The organism is Phyllobacterium sp. 22229, assembly GCF_052056495.1.
Taxonomy (GTDB): Bacteria; Pseudomonadota; Alphaproteobacteria; order Rhizobiales; family Rhizobiaceae; genus Phyllobacterium; species Phyllobacterium myrsinacearum.
Window position 1 is genome coordinate 148,942 of record NZ_JBQEPA010000002.1, and the last position, 16,867, is coordinate 165,808.

General features: G+C 57.3%; 15 protein-coding genes. 11 read left to right on the forward strand and 4 right to left on the reverse strand.

The features are described 5' to 3' along the window. Positions 1–134: 134 nt before the first annotated feature. The 3 genes from ACTJJ7_RS03015 to ACTJJ7_RS03025 form a co-directional block, all read right to left on the reverse strand. A complete protein-coding gene (locus ACTJJ7_RS03015; protein WP_440965278.1) occupies positions 135–770 on the reverse strand; it encodes a LysE family translocator in 636 nt (211 codons plus the stop codon). A 77-nt stretch (positions 771–847) separates the two neighbouring features. Next, positions 848–1,600, reverse strand: coding sequence for a HalD/BesD family halogenase (locus ACTJJ7_RS03020; RefSeq protein ID WP_440965280.1), 753 nt, complete (start codon positions 1,598–1,600; stop codon positions 848–850). 80 nt (positions 1,601–1,680) lie between these two features. Continuing rightward, positions 1,681–2,451, reverse strand: a complete 771-nt coding sequence (locus tag ACTJJ7_RS03025) for a helix-turn-helix domain-containing protein (protein WP_440965493.1) — start codon at positions 2,449–2,451, stop codon at positions 1,681–1,683. Positions 2,452–2,974: 523 nt separating this feature from the next. Between ACTJJ7_RS03025 and ACTJJ7_RS03030 the strand changes: the two genes are divergently transcribed. From ACTJJ7_RS03030 to ACTJJ7_RS03075, 10 genes are all read left to right on the forward strand, one after another. Beyond that, on the forward strand, positions 2,975–4,732 hold the full coding sequence (locus tag ACTJJ7_RS03030; protein ID WP_440965495.1) for an acetolactate synthase 3 large subunit: 1,758 nt from the start codon (positions 2,975–2,977) through the stop codon (positions 4,730–4,732). Between the two features lie 169 nt (positions 4,733–4,901). After that, positions 4,902–5,636 carry a FadR/GntR family transcriptional regulator gene (locus tag ACTJJ7_RS03035; protein WP_425350437.1) on the forward strand — a complete coding sequence of 245 codons (735 nt, stop codon included), beginning with the start codon at positions 4,902–4,904 and terminating at the stop codon, positions 5,634–5,636. Beyond that, positions 5,633–6,820 (forward strand): PLP-dependent transferase, encoded by a 1,188-nt coding sequence (locus ACTJJ7_RS03040; RefSeq protein WP_440965282.1) that lies wholly within the window; start codon positions 5,633–5,635, stop codon positions 6,818–6,820. Before ACTJJ7_RS03035 ends, ACTJJ7_RS03040 begins: the two co-directional genes overlap by 4 nt. Positions 6,821–6,845: 25 nt before the next feature. Then, positions 6,846–8,129, forward strand: a complete 1,284-nt coding sequence (locus ACTJJ7_RS03045; protein ID WP_105733676.1) for an ABC transporter substrate-binding protein — start codon at positions 6,846–6,848, stop codon at positions 8,127–8,129. A gap of 115 nt (positions 8,130–8,244) precedes the next feature. Continuing rightward, complete coding sequence (locus ACTJJ7_RS03050; RefSeq protein ID WP_440965284.1) at positions 8,245–9,177, forward strand: carbohydrate ABC transporter permease; 933 nt, start codon at positions 8,245–8,247, stop codon at positions 9,175–9,177. Continuing rightward, positions 9,177–10,025: a carbohydrate ABC transporter permease gene (locus tag ACTJJ7_RS03055; RefSeq protein WP_440965286.1), complete on the forward strand. Its 849-nt coding sequence runs from the start codon at positions 9,177–9,179 to the stop codon at positions 10,023–10,025. The genes ACTJJ7_RS03050 and ACTJJ7_RS03055 overlap by 1 nt, the downstream gene beginning before the upstream one ends. Positions 10,026–10,042: 17 nt before the next feature. Continuing rightward, positions 10,043–11,122, forward strand: a complete 1,080-nt coding sequence (locus tag ACTJJ7_RS03060; RefSeq protein WP_440965288.1) for an ABC transporter ATP-binding protein — start codon at positions 10,043–10,045, stop codon at positions 11,120–11,122. Positions 11,123–11,307: 185 nt separating this feature from the next. Continuing rightward, positions 11,308–12,093 (forward strand): amino acid ABC transporter substrate-binding protein, encoded by a 786-nt coding sequence (locus ACTJJ7_RS03065; RefSeq protein WP_105733679.1) that lies wholly within the window; start codon positions 11,308–11,310, stop codon positions 12,091–12,093. 84 nt (positions 12,094–12,177) lie between these two features. Next, positions 12,178–12,858: an amino acid ABC transporter permease gene (locus ACTJJ7_RS03070; RefSeq protein ID WP_105733680.1), complete on the forward strand. Its 681-nt coding sequence runs from the start codon at positions 12,178–12,180 to the stop codon at positions 12,856–12,858. Beyond that, positions 12,858–13,628 (forward strand): amino acid ABC transporter ATP-binding protein, encoded by a 771-nt coding sequence (locus ACTJJ7_RS03075; protein ID WP_105733891.1) that lies wholly within the window; start codon positions 12,858–12,860, stop codon positions 13,626–13,628. Before ACTJJ7_RS03070 ends, ACTJJ7_RS03075 begins: the two co-directional genes overlap by 1 nt. A gap of 117 nt (positions 13,629–13,745) precedes the next feature. Here ACTJJ7_RS03075 and ACTJJ7_RS03080 read toward each other — a convergent pair whose 3' ends face one another. Beyond that, positions 13,746–15,227, reverse strand: coding sequence for a diguanylate cyclase domain-containing protein (locus ACTJJ7_RS03080; RefSeq protein WP_440965291.1), 1,482 nt, complete (start codon positions 15,225–15,227; stop codon positions 13,746–13,748). Positions 15,228–15,703: 476 nt separating this feature from the next. Here ACTJJ7_RS03080 and ACTJJ7_RS03085 point away from each other — a divergent pair, with 476 nt between their 5' ends. After that, the gene (locus ACTJJ7_RS03085; RefSeq protein WP_440965497.1) at positions 15,704–16,861 is read left to right on the forward strand and encodes an MFS transporter; all 1,158 of its coding nucleotides are present in this window, start codon (positions 15,704–15,706) and stop codon (positions 16,859–16,861) included. Positions 16,862–16,867: the final 6 nt, after the last annotated feature.

A 16,867-nucleotide genomic window follows, 5' to 3' on the forward strand; every position in this document is an offset into this window, starting at 1 on the left:
AGTGAAGGCTTCGCTGCTAATGAGGACCAAAGAGCGTGAGCTATAGCAAGTTTGCCCCAGAAGTAGGAGGATATGCAGAAATTGACGGAGCGGGAAAAGCCAGCACAGCGTTACCACCGGATACCGGGTTGTGGTCAAACTCTTAAGACAACTGCACCAGCAATACCTAAAAGTGCAAGAGCAGAAGCGCTATCAAGAGTTATGCGGAGTCTCATGTTCTGGATACGCTCTGCCGCAGTACAAGCGGCATAAGCATACACAAAGAGAACAGGCAGCTCTACGAGAACTGAGATGACGCATAGCACAACAAACTGCGGGGTTGCGCTTCGCGAGGTGTCGATGAATTGGGGAATGATTGATAGGAAGATAATAATTGTTTTAACGCTGGAGGCTTGAACGGAAATCGCGGAGAAAAGCGCATCGGTCAAACCCATACCCCGAACGATTTTGTTCTCGGGCATCATTATCTCATTTCTATAGTTCTCCGAGTATATTTCTCGTATGATACTAATGGCGCTCCATATCAAATAGGCTGCCCCAACGTATTTAAGGATAGCAAACGCCATGGGAGTCGCCGCAAGGGTTGCACCGACACCTATAATGGACAATAGAAAATAGAATATGTTGACGGCAATAACTCCTATTGCCGCGACTGCACCTGTCCGAAATCCTCTTCGCATCGATTTGGAGATGACAAGAAAGACTGCCGGGCCTGGTGTCAGGCTGAAAATCAGCTCGACCAATGTAAAAGCAAGCAATTTCTCATACATAAAGGTACGCTTTCGGGTCGGTTACTTGGTCTCGGGATACGGCTCCGCGCCTGCGCATTGAGCCTGTTTTCGCTCACTCAGATCGCCGATATCTCGGGGGAATAAATGGCCTCCATCGTCTCATGAGAAATGCTGGTGTCTGTCATGTCTGATGCTGAGGCATAGGTGAATACAATGACTGTTCGCTGGGTTTCCGCGGTCAAAGGCGCAACCCGATGCAATGTCGTATTTGCACGCATGAGGTAACAAGTCCCCGAATTGACATAGATGCTTTTGATTTCGCGGGAAGATAGTATGTCAACAACGCACTTCTCCGGGTTCATCTTGTCCCATGCGGTATTGTTGACATACTCAATGCGCCCACCTCCGAGTGGGTGAGGAGCGTCGACCACCCAGATCAGTGCAAACGCGTAATCATCCCAGTGCCAGCCGTGGGTGTCGCCCGGCCTTTCCTGTGAGTTTATTATGTATTCCTCGGGTTCGTATGGCACTTTATTGAGATATTCATCCGCAATACCTGAAAGATAATGGCGAATTTCTTCGGATTCGAAAAAGGCTGTGATGATGCCATTGTCAGAACGGACGGTGTCTCGTCCGACACTGCGATAATGACGAGGAGTATTCCCGGTTGATGCTAGATTAAGATCACGCCTTTTGGCGCTTTCATTCAGGAGGCGTTTCGCTTGCCTATGCATTTCAACGGCGAGATCGGAAGGGATCAAATGTTCAATCTGAACCACCCCTTCTTCTTTAAATTGTTTTTTCAGCATTTTTTGCAGCTGAGGCGACAGTGAGGAAATATGTTTTTCCAATCGTTGGTCAAAATTCATACTATATCCTTAAAATAACCAGGCCGTGTACTTCTCCAATGGTTTTACTATAGAGAGTACGGCAATAAGATTCTTGAACGCTATTGCTTCTTAGCAAAACGGGCTGGTGTAATGCCGTATGCCCGTGTGAACCATCGCGTCAGATGAGCCTGATCGGCAAATCCTGTGCGATAAGCGACGTCACTTGGCGAAAGACCTTTTCTAAGGAGACCGCGGGCAAGTTCGATTCGTTTCGCTCGTTGCCAAGTCATCGGCGGCACACCAATTTCTTTTGTGAAGGCGCGCACAAGTGAGGGTTTGTCGATAGACATGTGTTCTGACAACTCAGTGAGATTTAACGCTGTGTCTAAATGCGATAGCAAGATTCTCTTGGCCTCTGCGGCAATACTGGCATGTGCAACGGATTCACCAATTGTGGTGGAGACTATCCCGCGGTGCGATGCATGATCTAGAATGGCAAGTATGGTTTCATCTATTGTTAGAGACGCGTGCCTATCAAATGAAAGAGAGATCAGGCTCTGAAACAGTCGCCCTAACTGCCGGTCGCAGATCACGGGTTTTCGGAACTCGAATGTGCCGTTCGATAGCTGCGACTTTTGAAAGAATTTTTCCTGGAGATAAATGCTGACAATAAAATCGGCACCATCGCCTGATTGGATCTGGCCTGGATTGTAAAAAGTTGTGCTTCCTTGTGGGGCTTCGATATTTGCTCGATCTAATTTGAGGCGCTCATGACCTGAAATATTGTGGCTAAGAACGTACTCATCGTGACTGTGTGGAGAAAAGAAAATGTGATCTGACCAGATGACGGCGATCTCACTAACATCGCTGACAAATCGCTTTTGCTTCATTTTCAAGGTTCCGCTCTGAAACATCGACCCGTATCAAGTGGAATAATTGTGGTTCTTTGCAACACCGTTCAAAAATAGGTTTGGTTCAAGCCGGTCGGGGTTATCGCGGAAGATTTCCGCTGGATGAAATCACGGATGCGTTTTTTCTGAAGCCGATCGATTTTGGTAACCGAGAGCCAGTGTAATCGACCGGGGAATGATCGCAACCCAGAGGATGCCGGATTAGCGTTAGGCTCAGATGGGGTGTAAGGCAGGTTGGCAGCGGCGTTGACGGCCCGGCCGTTACCGGTTAGTGAAATTGGGTATGAAAATTGCAATGGTTCTCGTGGTGGTGCGATCGCGCATGGGCAGGATGGTTTGACCATCCGGCGTTAAGCACCCATGCGCGGCAAACAGGCTCCTGACGGGGCCTTTTTTTACGCCTGAATTTGACCGGCAGCCCCGTCGAACCCGTCCTTTCCAACCATTGCAACAAGGAACTGCCATGACAGGCAAATGTATCCATGATTCCGCGCGTGTTCCCATGACCGGGGCAGAGATTGTTCTCAAGGCACTGCGCGACAACGCGGTTGAACATATTTTCGGCTATCCGGGGGCAGCGGTGCTGCCCATCTATGACGAGATCTTCCAGCAAAGCGATATCCGGCACATACTGGTGCGCCATGAGCAGGGCGCCGGCCATGCCGCGGAAGGCTATGCCCGTTCGACCGGCAAGGTGGGCGTCATGCTGGTCACGTCGGGGCCGGGGGTTACCAATTCCGTCACGCCCCTGCAGGATGCGCTGATGGATTCCATTCCCATCGTGTGCCTGTCCGGGCAGGTGGCGACCACGCTGATCGGCTCCGATGCATTCCAGGAATGCGACACCGTCGGCATCACGCGGCCATGCACCAAGCACAACTGGCTGGTCACCGACGTCAACGATCTCGCCGCCACCATCCACGAGGCCTTCCGCATCGCGCGGTCAGGGCGTCCCGGGCCGGTGCTGGTGGATATGCCGAAGGATATCCTGCTTGCCAGCGGCTATTACACCGCCCGGTCTGCGGTCGAGGAGAGGGAGAGCTATCGTCCAACGACAGCGGGTAATGATGCACAGATACAGGCAGCCCTCGCGCTTCTGGTCAAAGCCCGCAAGCCCGTCATTTATAGCGGCGGCGGTGTCATCGGTTCCGGGCCAGCGGCGTCGGCTTTGCTGCGCGAATTTGCCGGGCTGACCGGCTTTCCCGTCACCTCGACGCTGATGGGGCTTGGCGCCTATCCGGCATCGGGGCCGAACTGGCTGAAGATGCCGGGCCTGCACGGCTCCTATGAGGCCAATATGGCCATGCACGACTGTGACGTCATGCTGTGCATCGGCGCACGCTTCGATGACCGGGTTACAGCACGTATCGACGGTTTTTCACCGCAATCCAAGAAAATCCACATCGATATCGATCCTGCGTCCCTCAACAAGATCATAGCGGCTGACATTGCCATTCAAGGCGATGTCGGCCGCATTCTCGGCGAACTGCTGCGTCTCTGGAGGGCTCTGCCGGTTCAGCCGGATCAGCTGCGGCTGCGGGACTGGTGGCAGATGATCAACCGGTGGCGGTCCCGCAATTCCTTCACCTACACGATGGACCACGCGGTCATCATGCCGCAATACGCGCTTGAACGTCTTCATGTGCTGACCAGGGATCGCGATACCTACATCACCACGGAAGTGGGGCAGCATCAGATGTGGGCGGCGCAGTTTTACGGCATGGAAAGCCCAAATCGCTGGATGACGTCGGGCGGGCTCGGCACGATGGGCTATGGCCTGCCCGCTGCAATCGGTGTGCAGATCGCTCATCCCGGCAGCCTCGTGATCGATATTGCCGGGGATGCATCGATCCAGATGACCATGAAGGAACTGTCGACCGCGATCCAGTACGAGGCACCCGTCAAGGTCTTCATACTCAACAATGAGCATCTGGGTCTGGTCCGGCAATCGCAGGAGATTTTGCACGGCAACCGTCTCGCGCACTCCTATTCGGCTGCCTTGCCCGACTTCGTGAAGGTGGCCGAAGCTTTTGGCGCGGTTGGCCTGCGCTGCGACAAACCCGATGCGCTGGATGATGCGATCCAGGAAATGATCGATGTCAAACGGCCGGTGCTGTTTGACTGCCGGGTGGCCAGACTTGCCGGCTGTTTCCCGATGATCCGCCCCGGCAGGGCGCACAATGACATGCTCTTGCCGGACGAGATCACCGGCGCGTCCTTCCGCGGGCCAGTCGATCCGGCCAGCCAGGGGTTGGTGTAGCCGCTCGGGTTATCGTTTCGCAAGGGAAGACGCAGCGCTGCAGGCGTTGCGTCTTTTCCCGTTGCCGCCTCGCGGCCATGGCGTTCAAAAAATTCGATCGGCTATTTGACACGGTCCTGCATTCATGCTGAATTGGCACAATGGTCCAACCAATTGAGCAGGGCATTTCGTGATCAACCCGATTCTTTCACCGGTGCAGACATCATCCCGCGACGACGCGGTGCTGAATGCATTGGTGGATTTCGTTGCTAGCGAAGGGTTGAAGCCGGGAGACCGCCTGCCGACGGAGCGGGTGCTGGCGGAATATCTGAAAGTCAGCCGGACGACCGTGCGTGAAGCGCTGACGCGCTGGCAGGAACTCGGACTTGTCGAGCGGCGGCAGGGCAGCGGCACCTATCTGCGCTCGGCCGTGACCCGCAACATGCTGCACATGCCGCTGACACTTCCCTCCGGCAATGATTTCAAGAGCCTGATGCACACGCTGGAAATCCGCCGCGGGCTCGAAGCGGAAGCCGCCGTTCTGTGCGCCGAGCGGGCAAGCGATGACGACATTGCCTTTATCGAGAAAAAGCTGGTCGTCATGGAAGAAGCCTTTCATGCCCGCGCCGGCATGTCTTCGGAGGAAGACTGGGATTTCCATCTGGCGATCTTCCAGACATCGGGGAATCCGCTGTTCGAACAGATCATTGCCGCGATGTATGAAATGTTTCACCGGTTCTGGGAGCATCCGCTTGGCGTGCGCGACTTCGGTCATGCGAGCTTTCCCTATCACCGTACCCTTTTCAACTGCATCGCGGCCCGTGATCCCGTGGGCGCGCGCGCCGAGGCATTGAAACTGATCGCCACGGTTGAAGATGACCTTCGCCGCGGTGCCGCAAATCTCAGGAAACAGAGCAAGACATGAACGACAATCCCTTTTTCTATGATCAGGACCTGATGGCAGAGGCGGCGACACTGCTTGCCCATGACGCGCCATTTCCCGGCGGGTCCGTCGTTCCGCCCATCTATCAGACGTCGCTGTTCACCTTCGAAAACTATGCGGATATGGCCGATACCTTTGCCGGCCGCAAACGCCAGCCGATCTATTCGCGCGGCGACAATCCGACGGTCATGGAATTTGAAAGCAAGATCGCGGCACTGGAAGGCGCTGAGGCAGCCCGTGCATTCTCCAGCGGTATGGGTGCCATCAGCGCCACCGTGCTGGCCTTTGTCGGGGCAGGGGACCGGATCGTGGCCGTGCGCAACTGCTACGGTGATGCCTACCGCCTGTTCGAGCGCCTGTTGCCGCATCTCGGCATCAAGGTCGAGTATGTCGATGGTTCCGATCCCGATGCGGTTGCCGCAGCGCTTCCCGGCGCCAAGCTGCTCTATCTCGAAAGTCCCAGCTCCATGATGTTCGAGCTGCAGGATATTGCGCATTACGCGCAGCTCGCCAAGCAGCATGGCGTTGTCACGACGATTGACAATTCCTATGCCACCCCGCTGTTCCAGAAGCCGATCAGCCATGGCATTGATCTTGTTCTGCATTCCGCCTCGAAATATCTCGGCGGCCATAGCGATACCGTGGCCGGCGTGGTGGCCGGCTCGCGTGAAATGATCGACCGCATCAACGGCCGTACCTATTCCTATCTCGGGGCAAAGCTTTCGCCCTTCGAGGCGTGGTTGCTGCTGCGCGGGTTGCGCACGCTGACATTGCGCCTGCCGCACCACATGAAGAGCGGCCTGACCATCGCGGAACGGCTGAAGGGGCGGGGTGACGTCGAACGCGTCATCCACCCGGCCTATTCCAACCATCCTGGTAAGGCAACGCTTACGGGATACACCGGGCTGTTTTCCTTTGAGGTGACCGAGGATGTCGACGTGCCGGCGTTTGTCGATGCGTTGAAGCTGTTTCGCATTGGGGTGAGCTGGGGCGGCCATGAAAGCCTTGTCGTTCCGGCAATGGCCTCGCTGCAGCAGACGCCGGACGCCAATTCCATCGGGCGCTTCGGTGTCAGCCCGCGAACCATCCGTCTGCATGTGGGACTTGAAAATGTAGAGGAGCTCTGGGCCGACCTTGTGAATGCCCTGGATAAAGCCAAACGCTAATCAGAAAACCAAGTGGGAGCATAAAATGCAAAAAAGAATGGGAACATTTCTCGCCGGTGCCATGGCGGCATTGGCCATGACCGTATCGTCGGCCTTTGCCGACACGACCATCAAGATGGTCGAAGTGATCACCAGTCCGCCACGCACGGAACTGCTCAAGAAGCAGATCGCGGGCTTCGAAAAGGCCAATCCGGGGATCAAGGTCGAGCTGGTCTCGCTGCCCTGGGGGCAGGCGTTCGAAAAATTTCTGACCATGGTTCAGGCGGGCGATACGCCCGACGTTGTTGAAATGCCGGAGCGCTGGCTCGGACTCTATGCCAACAACGGCCAGCTGGAGGATCTCGGCGCCTATATCGCAAAATGGAAGGACGGCGGTACGCTGGGCGAACGGGCAAAACAGTTCGGTTCCGTGGTCGACCACAAGCAGTACATGATCCCCTACGGCTATTATGTCCGCGCCATGTTCTGGAACAAGAAGCTGTTTGCCGAAGCGGGGCTCAAGGAAGCGCCGAAGACGCTCGACGAATTCATGGAAGCCAACAAGAAGATTTCCGCGATCAAGGGCAAGTATGGCTATTGCCTGCGCGGCGGCCCCGGCGGCTTCAACGGCGTGCAGATGTTCATGAACATTGCCAATGGCAAGGGCGCCTATTTCAATGCCGACGGCACGGCGACCCTGAACGAGCCAGGCTCGGTCAAGGGTCTCGAAATGCTCGCGGAGATCTACAAGAAGGGCTATGCGCCGAAGGACAGTGTCAGCTGGGGTTTCAATGAAATCGTCACCGGCTTCTACTCTGGCACCTGCGCCATGCTCGACCAGGACCCGGATGCGCTGATCGGCATCGCCGAGAAGATGAAGAAGGAAGATTTCGGCGTGGCGCCGATGCCGACCGGACCGAGCGGCAAGTCCTATCCGACACTCGGTTATGCCGGATGGGCCATGTTCGCCAATTCCAAGGTCAAGGATGACGCCTGGAAGCTGATGGGCACGCTGCTGGCACCGGAAGACAATCTGGAATTTGCCAAGAATGTCGGCGTCTTGCCGATCCACAATGGAGCGGACAAGGATCCCTATTTCGGTTCGGAAAGCTTCAAGGGCTGGTTCCAGGAGCTGAGCGATCCGAAGACGTTCGAGTTCGTGACACCGCCGACCCATCTGGAAAATCTCGGCAACTTCTACGATTCCGTATCGGTGAAGAATTTCCAGGAAGTGCTGCTTGGCCAGAAGACAGCCAAGCAGGTTGCGGATGACTGGTCTGCGTTCCTGACCGAGCAGCAGCAGGCCTGGATGGCCAAGAACAAGAAATAAATCGACGGGATGCCCTGGCGCCAGCAACGCCAGGGCATTTTTCTCGTGACTTTCGCCAATCCGGGAATCCGGTGGTGAGGGACGGGGAACTATTTGCAAAAGAGGGGCCAGAAACATGGCAATGCAATCCACCGCGGCGCTGACGCCGCAACAGGAGAGAAGGGCAAGCAGCAGGCGCCGTTTCAGCGCTGCCTTCGAGCCGTGGCTCTATCTCAGTCCCGCGCTTGTCCTGCTGCTTGTTGTTCTGGTGGTTCCGCTGATCTTCGGCGTCAGCTACTCCTTCCGCAAGTTCTCGGCGTTCAAGTCGGATTATGTCGGGTTGGCCCAGTACAAGGCCCTCTTCTCCGACCCGGTTCTCGGACAGGCCCTGATGAACACGTTGTGGTGGACGGTTGCCAGCCTGTTCCTGCAGTTCTTTCTCGGGCTGGGGCTGGCCCTGCTGCTAGACCGGCCGTTTTTCGGCAAGAAGGTCGTGCAGGCCATTGTTTTCCTGCCATGGGCTGTTCCGTCTTTCCTCTCCGGCCTGACCTGGGCCTGGCTGTTCAATCCCATTGTCGGGCCGTTGCCGCACTGGCTTTTCGCGCTTGGCCTGAAATCCGAACCCACGAATATTCTTTCCGATCCGGCCACCGCCATGTGGGGCCCGATCATTGCCAATGTCTGGTTCGGCGTGCCGTTTTTTGCCATTACCCTGCTGGCGGCGCTGAAATCCATCCCATCGGAGCTGCATGAAGCAGCGGCCATCGATGGCGCCAACCCGTGGCAGCGTTTCACCAGGGTAACGCTGCCGTTTCTGGCCCCGACCATCGCCATCACCGTCATGCTGCGGACGATCTGGATCGCCACCTTTGCGGACCTCATCTACGTCATGACCGAAGGCGGCCCGGCCGGTTCGACCAATACGGTTGCGACCTATATCTATGTCAGCGCCTTCAAGACCCTGGACAAGGGCTATGCTTCGGCCGTTGCCGTGCTGCTTCTGGCGCTTCTCATCCTCTACGCGGTTGTGCTTATCCGCATCCGCCGCTCGCTTGTGAGGTATTCCTGATGATTGCTGGCCGTTCCCACAAAGCTCGTATTCTGGGCAATATCGGTCTTTACGGCGCCGTTTCCGCCTATGTCATTTTCGCGCTGTTTCCGCTGTTCTGGACGCTGAAGATTTCCGTCACCCCGCAATCGCTCCTGTATTCGGAAGGCATCACGCTGTGGCCGTCGTCGGCGACCTGGGAAAATTACAAGACCGTGCTGCGGGCGACCGACTTTCCCCGTTATTTCCTCAACAGCGTGATTGTTTCCGTCGTAACGGCGGTGCTTGTCACCATCATTGCGTCAGCAGCCGGCTATGCCATGTCGCGCTTTTCTTTCCGCGGCAAAACCACCGTGGCCGTGACTTTGCTGCTCACGCAGACGTTTCCGCTGGTGATGGTCATTCCGCCGATTTACCGCATCATGGGTGAGCTTGGGCTGACCAACAGCCTGACCGGTCTGATCATCATCTACACGGCGTTCAACATCGCCTTTGCCACGTTCCTCATGCAGTCGTTCTTTGACGGCATTCCCAAGGATCTGGAAGAGGCGGCGATGATCGATGGCTGCAGCCGCAGCCAGGCGCTGCGCCGGGTCATCATTCCGCTCACCCTGCCGGGCATGGGTGCGACGCTTGGCTTCGTGTTCACGGCCGCATGGAGTGAACTGCTCTTTGCCCTGATGCTCATCAGCAGCGACAGCCAGAAAACCTTCGCCGTCGGCCTGCTCACCTTCATCGGCAAGTTCGCCGTCGACTGGGGGCAGATGATGGCGGCTTCGGTACTCGCGCTCATACCGGCCTGCCTGTTCTTCGGCTTCTTGCAACGCTACCTCGTGACCGGCCTGACCGCCGGTGCCGTCAAGGGATAATCGAAAGAGATAAGCTCATGGCTTCCGTCACCATTACCAATGTTCAGAAAAATTATGGCGCAATGAACGTGCTGTCCGCCGTGGACCTTTCCATCGCCGACGGCGAATTCGTGGTGCTCGTCGGCCCGTCCGGGTGCGGAAAGTCGACATTGCTGCGCATGATCGCCGGACTGGAGGAAATCTCCGCCGGGGAAATCCGTATCGGCGAGCGCGTCGTCAACGATGTCGCGCCCAAAGACCGGGATATCGCCATGGTGTTCCAGTCCTATGCGCTCTATCCGCATATGGATGTGGCATCCAACATGGGCTTCAGCCTGCTGTTGCGCAAAACCGCCAAGGATCTGGTTTACGACCGGGTCGGGGCGGCCGCCAAGCGGCTCGGTCTCGATGTCTTTCTGCAGCGCCTGCCGCGCCAGCTTTCCGGCGGCCAGCGCCAGCGCGTGGCCATGGGCCGCGCCATCGTGCGCGATCCCCAGGTGTTTCTCTTCGATGAACCGTTGTCCAATCTTGACGCAAAATTGCGCGTCCACATGCGCACAGAAATCAAGGCGCTGCATCAGCAGCTGAAGACGACATCCGTCTATGTCACCCATGATCAGGTGGAAGCCATGACCATGGCCGACCGCATCGTGGTGATGCATGACGGGGTGATCCAGCAGGTCGGCACGCCGCTCGAACTGTACGACCACCCGGCCAATCTCTTTGTGGCGGGCTTTATCGGGTCGCCCGGCATGAATTTCCTGCCTGCAGTCGTCAACCGCAGGGATGTCAAGATCGAGGCGCAACTGAGCGATGGCCAGACAATTGCCCTCAATGCGGAACTGCCCGTTGAAGACGGCGAGCGGATAACCCTCGGCATCCGTCCGGAGAACATCGAGGTCGGTAGTTCGGATGCGTTGGAAGTCAAGATCCAGGTCATCGAGCCTCTGGGGCTGTCGACGCAGTTCTACACCACCCTGGCTGACGTGCAGGTCTGCATCTACGCAATGGGCCGGACCGACCGCAAGCCGGGAGATGCGATGCGCATCGGAATCCGCGCGGGCGACGTGCATGTTTTCAACCCGGCAACAGGGCAGAGGATTGATCCGGCCGCCTGACAGGGAAACATGGCGCTGCCGGTCTTTCAGGCGAGGAATTATTTTTTCCTGTACCCGCTATTTGTGGTATTAAATTCACAAATTCGCGTTTGATGACAGCGAATAGTGCCTGTGCATGCTTAGGACAAAGTGACATTTTCCAATCATCCGCCGAAAGGCTTGGAAACTCAGGATGGAAACAAAAAATGAACTGGCTCAAATCCCTACTCGTCGTTGGTGCTCTGCAGGCTCTGGCAATTGTGCCGATGCAAACCCAGGCGCAGGCGCAATCCAACCTTGAACAGATCAAGACGGCCGGCGTGCTCAAGATCGGCACGGAAGGCACCTATGCGCCGTTCACCTATCACGACACCACGGGCAAGCTGGTTGGCTTCGACGTGGAAATCGGCGAAGCCATTGCCAAGAACCTCGGCGTCAAGGCTGAGTTCCTCGAAGGCAAGTGGGATGGCCTGATCGCCGGGCTCGATGCCAAGCGCTATGACACGGTCATCAATCAGGTCGGTATCACCGAAGCCCGCAAGGCGAAGTATGATTTCTCCGAACCCTACATCGCCTCCAAGGCCGTGCTGATCACCAAGGGCGACAACACGGACATCAAGTCCTTCGCTGATCTCAAGGGCAAGAAATCCGCGCAGTCGCTGTCGAGCAATTTCGGCAAGATCGCCCAGAGCAATGGGGCGGAGCTTGTCGGCACCGACGGTTTTGACCAGTCAATCCAGCTTTTGCTCAGCGGACGCGCCGATGCGACGGTCAATGACAGCCTGTCCTTCCTCGATTTCAAGAAGCACAAGCCGGACGCCAATGTGAAGATCGCCGCAACCCAGGACAATGCCGATTTCTCCGGCATCATCATCCGCAAGGGTGAACCGGACCTGCTTGCCGCCATCAACAAGGCGCTTGAGACCATCAAGGCTGACGGGACATACAAGCAGATTGCTGACAAGTATTTCGGCCAGGACGTTTCGAAGTAAGCCTGTTTACGCCCGGAAAAAAGTACGCTCTAACAGGGCAGGGGGATCAAACTCCCTGCCTTTTCCTTTGAGGGAGATACAGCCTTGCCCCATTGGCTGGAACTTATGCTTGAATCTCTCGGGCCGCTCCTGTGGGCCGGGCTGATTTTCACCATTCCGCTGACGCTCTTGTCCTTTGTCCTCGGGCTGGCGGTTGGCCTGATTGCCGCGCTTGTCCGGCTCTTCGCCGCCTGGCCGTTTGCCGCCATTGTCAAGTTCTATGTCTGGATCATCCGCGGCACGCCGCTGCTGGTGCAGCTGTTCCTGATTTTCTACGGGCTTCCCAGTGCGGGCATCGTGCTCGACGCCTTTACCGCCGCCCTGATCGGATTCACCCTCAACATCGGCGCCTATACATCGGAAATCCTGCGTGCCGTGATTTCATCCGTGCCGCGCGGACAGTGGGAGGCGGCCTATTCCATCGGGATGACATGGTCGCAGGCCATGCGCCGCACCATCCTGCCGCAGGCGGCGCGCGTGGCGGTGCCGCCGCTGTCGAACACCTTCATCTCCCTCGTCAAGGATACATCGCTGGCCGCAGCCATCACCGTTCCGGAGATGTTTCAGGCGGCGCAGCGCATCGTTGCCACCACCTATGAGCCACTGATCCTCTATGTGGAGGCGGCGATCATCTATCTGATCTTGAGCTCGGTTCTGTCTTCCCTGCAGGCGCGGCTCGAACAGCGTCTCAATCGTTATGGCGGATTTCTGGAGGCACGGTCATGATGATTGAACTGAAGCATATCGAGAAGCGTTTCGGCGATCTCACCGTCCTCAAGAACGTTTCGCTGAGCATTGCGGAAGGCTCGGTGATGGCGCTGGTCGGACCCTCCGGCGGCGGCAAGAGCACCTTGCTGCGCTGCATGAATCTCCTGGAAATTCCCACCGCCGGTTCCGTGGAGATTGATGGTGACCGGCTGGATTTCCAGCCCGGCGTTAAGGTGACCACCAAGTCCATCCAGCTGGTGCGCCGGCATTCGGGCATGGTGTTCCAGAACTTTCAGCTGTTTCCGCACCGCACCGTGATCGAGAACGTCACGGAGGGTCTGACGACCGTTCTGAAATGGCCGAAGGAGAGGGCGCGGGAACGGGCCATGGCCCTGCTCGACAAGGTTGGCCTTGCGCACAAGGCGGACGTCTGGCCATCAACGCTTTCCGGCGGGCAGCAGCAGCGCGTCGCCATTGCGCGCGCACTGGCGCCATCGCCGAAAATCCTGCTCTGCGACGAACCGACATCGGCGCTTGATCCCGAACTCTCGGGCGAAGTCGTCGATGTGCTCGCCCAGCTCGCGCGCGAGGGAACGACCATGGTCATGGCAACGCATGATCTGCGTCTGGCCTCGCGCATCGCCAATCAGGCCATCGTGCTGGATGGCGGCGTGATCGTGGAGACCGGCACGTCGCACGATATCTTCACCCAGCCGAAGCAGGAACGCACCAAACGCTTCATCGCGACGCTGACCCATGAAGGCCATATGCACGGCGAGGGTATTTGAGAAAACCCGTCACAGGACGGTTTGCCGGGGAAATTGCTGTAAAAATCGCATAAGAGTAGTTATGGAACTATCTCTTGCTGCCATCATGCAGATATTTCCTGACAATGGCCAAGGCGATCAGCTCTGTTCACGCACCGGCGCACCGCTGCGCCAGCCGGTTTCACCGGTCGAATACCGCAGCCGCTTGTCCTGGTACATCTGCAGGTCGGCGCGCTTTGCCACGGCTTCGAGTTTCTCGCCGGCGGCGCTGGTCGCCCAGCCGATCGAAAAACTCAGCGGAATATTGGAATAGTACTGGTTGTTGATCTCGATCAGGCTGACGATTTCCTCAACGACCGCAACCGCGCCAGCCTCGTCCACCGCCGGCAGAAGCACGGCAAATTCATCGCCGCCGATGCGCGCGGCATAGTGCGGCGGTTTCACGGCTTCGCTGAGGATTTCGCCGGCCCGGCGCAGGAGCCCGTCGCCGACACCGTGTCCCCATTGATCATTGGTGGTCTTCAGCCCGTTGAGATCGAGAATGATGATGGAGACCGGAAAGAACTCGCGCCGCTCCAGCCGGTTCAACTCGTCGACGTAGAAAGCGCGGTTGTGCAGGCGCGTCAGCACGTCGTGCTTGCCGAGATATTCGAGATAGGCCTCGGCTTTCTTGCGCGCGGTGATATCGGTCAGCGATATCTGAACGAGTGACCAGTCCGTTTCATGTCCGGGCAACACGGAAAACTGCAGAAGGACATGGCGTTCGGATCCGTCGAGCGCGTAGTTGACCGTCTCCCGTTGATGGAACAGCTTGCCGTTCCACAGGTCGATCAGCTGTTCGCGGAAATGCACGTTCATCTCGTCCTTGAACACATCGGGCAAACGGCGCAGCAAGGTCATGGCGTCCGGCGCCTGAAACAGCTTGAGCGTTTCCCGGTTGACGTCAATGACACGGATTTCGCTGGCGCATTGCTGGACGAATTCCGGATGAACATCGGTGAAAACCCGGAAGTCTTCAATGCCGCGGTTGCGCAGCCCGTCGAGCAGCTTCTTGATCTTGCTGAAATCCTCGACCCACAGCGATACGGGAGAATGCTCAAAGAGCCCTTCGGCATAGCGCTGGCTTGCCGCGTGCTGGCGTCTGGCCTCTTCCCGGTCGGTCACATCCTCGATGGAGATCAGGACTTTGTCCCAGCTTGTCTCATATCCGGGCAGGACCTTGCCGCGCAGCTGGATATCGAGCCGCTTGCCGGACAGTGAATAATTCACGGTGTCGCTGGAAAATTCGCCCTTGCCTTGCCAAAGCTGCGCCAGCTCCTGCACATGGGTCTGCAACATGTCGTCGCGGAAAATGGCACCGAGATTGGCGACGAGTTCGCCGAAATCAGCAGCTTCAAACAGCGACAGCGTCTTCCTGTTGACCTTGATGACGCGGATAAGCCGCGCGCAATCGCGCACCCGGTTTTCATCCTCCCGCAAATAGGATGCGATGTCGCCGACACCGGCTTGCCGGAGCGACTCGAAGAATGTCCGGACCGCGCTGAAATCTTCCAGCCAGAGGGAAATGGGGGCAAGATCAAATGCGTCTATGTCGTCCTGATGCAAATTCAACTTGTCCATCGAATTCAATCTCCCGGCCGGAGGAATATGGTTAATATTCCCGCCTGATTGGCAGCTTTGCAGCCATTGTCAACTACCTGAAGTTGAGTTCGCTGCAAATTGCAACGGTTCCCGCTGATATGTGTCTGGAAACACGCATCGGCGCGGCAGATATCGGCCCACAGGAGGCCCAGCGACCCCTTCCCCGCCGCCTCTAGTCCGTTGGTCTAGTTTTCAGTCAGTTTGATCTGATGTAGGCTTTTGTGCAGGGAGTAATCCAAATGGAGGAGGAGGATGACAAACCCTGCCTGTGCACTTGCGAGAGGCGATGGAGAGGCTCCGGTAGCCATAGCTGTTGGTTGCACTTCGGTATCGCGGCAGCCGGGGGTGACCTCACGATGTGGCGATAGCCAGAAAACCGGTTGAAACACGGCGTTTTCCCGTCGCCCATCTTGCCCGCGGACAGGACGGTTCGCGGGCTTGCGATCGCCCAGACGATGGGTGCCGTCGCCGCCGGTGTGTATTTTTCCAGTTCTGCCTTGTTCTTTTCCAGAGCATCCGGTTTGGAGCCTCTCGAAATAGGCCTTGGCTTCACGCTTGCCGGGCTCGTCAGTTTGCTCGTGCCGTTGCCCTTCGGCATTCTTGCCGATCGCTGGAACGCGCGCAACATTGCGGCGTGGCTGACCGTCGGAGCCGGCATCAGCGACTGGATTTTCCTGCTGGTTAGCGGGTTCACGGCCTTTATCATAACCGCCTGCTGCTTTGCCGCATGTCTGCGTGGCGCCATGACCGCGCGCATGGCGGTGATAGCGACCCTTATTGACGCCAGCCAGCGCACGCAAACGAGCGCGTATCTGCGTGCGCTTGGCAATTGCGGCCTATCGGCGGGTGCCATGATCGGCGGCCTGGCATTGTATTTCGACAGTTTGACCGGCTATCGGCTGGCCTTTACTCTTGGGGGGGCAATTTTCCTTGCGGCTGCCACCGCCTATCGGTTGCTGCCATCGGTGATGCCAAGGACTGCCTCCGCTCAAAGAGGCTCCTCGCTCACTGTGCTGAGGGACCGGCCCTACGTGGTTCTGACGCTGCTCAACACGGTCATTCTTCTCTATATTCCTCTGCTGAACATGGCTCTGCCCCTGTGGATTGCCCTGCACACCCATGCGCCGCTTTGGATCGCTTCAGTCCTCTATGGCCTGAACACGGTCAGTGTCATGTTGATGCAGGTGGGGCTGGCACGCCGGGTCACCAATGCTTGCGAGGCGCGCAGGTCCATCTTTTTTGCCACGCTTCTGTTGTGTGCGGCCTGTTTCTTATTTGCGGCAATGGCCATGCCGTCGGAGGTATGGCTGACGGTAATGCTCGCTCTGCTGGCAGCCTTGCTGCATGTGTTGGGTGAAATGATGCACATGGCCGGAGCCTGGGATCTGAGCTTCCGACTGGCGCCGCCGGGACGGGAAGGCGAATATCAGGGTTTCTTCAACATCAGCTCTGCGGCTGCCGAAATGTTCGGCCCCATTCTGCTCACGGCTCTGCTCGTTGGTTGGGGTTGGCCGGGCTGGGTGCTTCTGGCCATTGCCTTTCCAGCAGCCGGTTTCGTCATCATGGTCCTATTCGGCAGGCAAGCATATCTGGCACGCGATCTTTCAGATTGAGGCGGG

Coding starts and splice junctions, on each gene's coding strand:
- ACTJJ7_RS03020 (WP_440965280.1), bottom strand. CDS start 1,600: ATGAATTTTGACCAACGATTGGAAAAACATATTTCCTCACTGTCGCCT.
- ACTJJ7_RS03030 (WP_440965495.1), top strand. CDS start 2,975: ATGACCGGGGCAGAGATTGTTCTCAAGGCACTGCGCGACAACGCGGTT.
- ACTJJ7_RS03075 (WP_105733891.1), top strand. CDS start 12,858: ATGATTGAACTGAAGCATATCGAGAAGCGTTTCGGCGATCTCACCGTC.
- ACTJJ7_RS03055 (WP_440965286.1), top strand. CDS start 9,177: ATGATTGCTGGCCGTTCCCACAAAGCTCGTATTCTGGGCAATATCGGT.
- ACTJJ7_RS03080 (WP_440965291.1), bottom strand. CDS start 15,227: ATGGACAAGTTGAATTTGCATCAGGACGACATAGACGCATTTGATCTT.
- ACTJJ7_RS03045 (WP_105733676.1), top strand. CDS start 6,846: ATGCAAAAAAGAATGGGAACATTTCTCGCCGGTGCCATGGCGGCATTG.
- ACTJJ7_RS03015 (WP_440965278.1), bottom strand. CDS start 770: ATGTATGAGAAATTGCTTGCTTTTACATTGGTCGAGCTGATTTTCAGC.
- ACTJJ7_RS03050 (WP_440965284.1), top strand. CDS start 8,245: ATGGCAATGCAATCCACCGCGGCGCTGACGCCGCAACAGGAGAGAAGG.
- ACTJJ7_RS03025 (WP_440965493.1), bottom strand. CDS start 2,451: ATGAAGCAAAAGCGATTTGTCAGCGATGTTAGTGAGATCGCCGTCATC.
- ACTJJ7_RS03040 (WP_440965282.1), top strand. CDS start 5,633: ATGAACGACAATCCCTTTTTCTATGATCAGGACCTGATGGCAGAGGCG.
- ACTJJ7_RS03065 (WP_105733679.1), top strand. CDS start 11,308: ATGAACTGGCTCAAATCCCTACTCGTCGTTGGTGCTCTGCAGGCTCTG.
- ACTJJ7_RS03085 (WP_440965497.1), top strand. CDS start 15,704: ATGGGTGCCGTCGCCGCCGGTGTGTATTTTTCCAGTTCTGCCTTGTTC.
- ACTJJ7_RS03060 (WP_440965288.1), top strand. CDS start 10,043: ATGGCTTCCGTCACCATTACCAATGTTCAGAAAAATTATGGCGCAATG.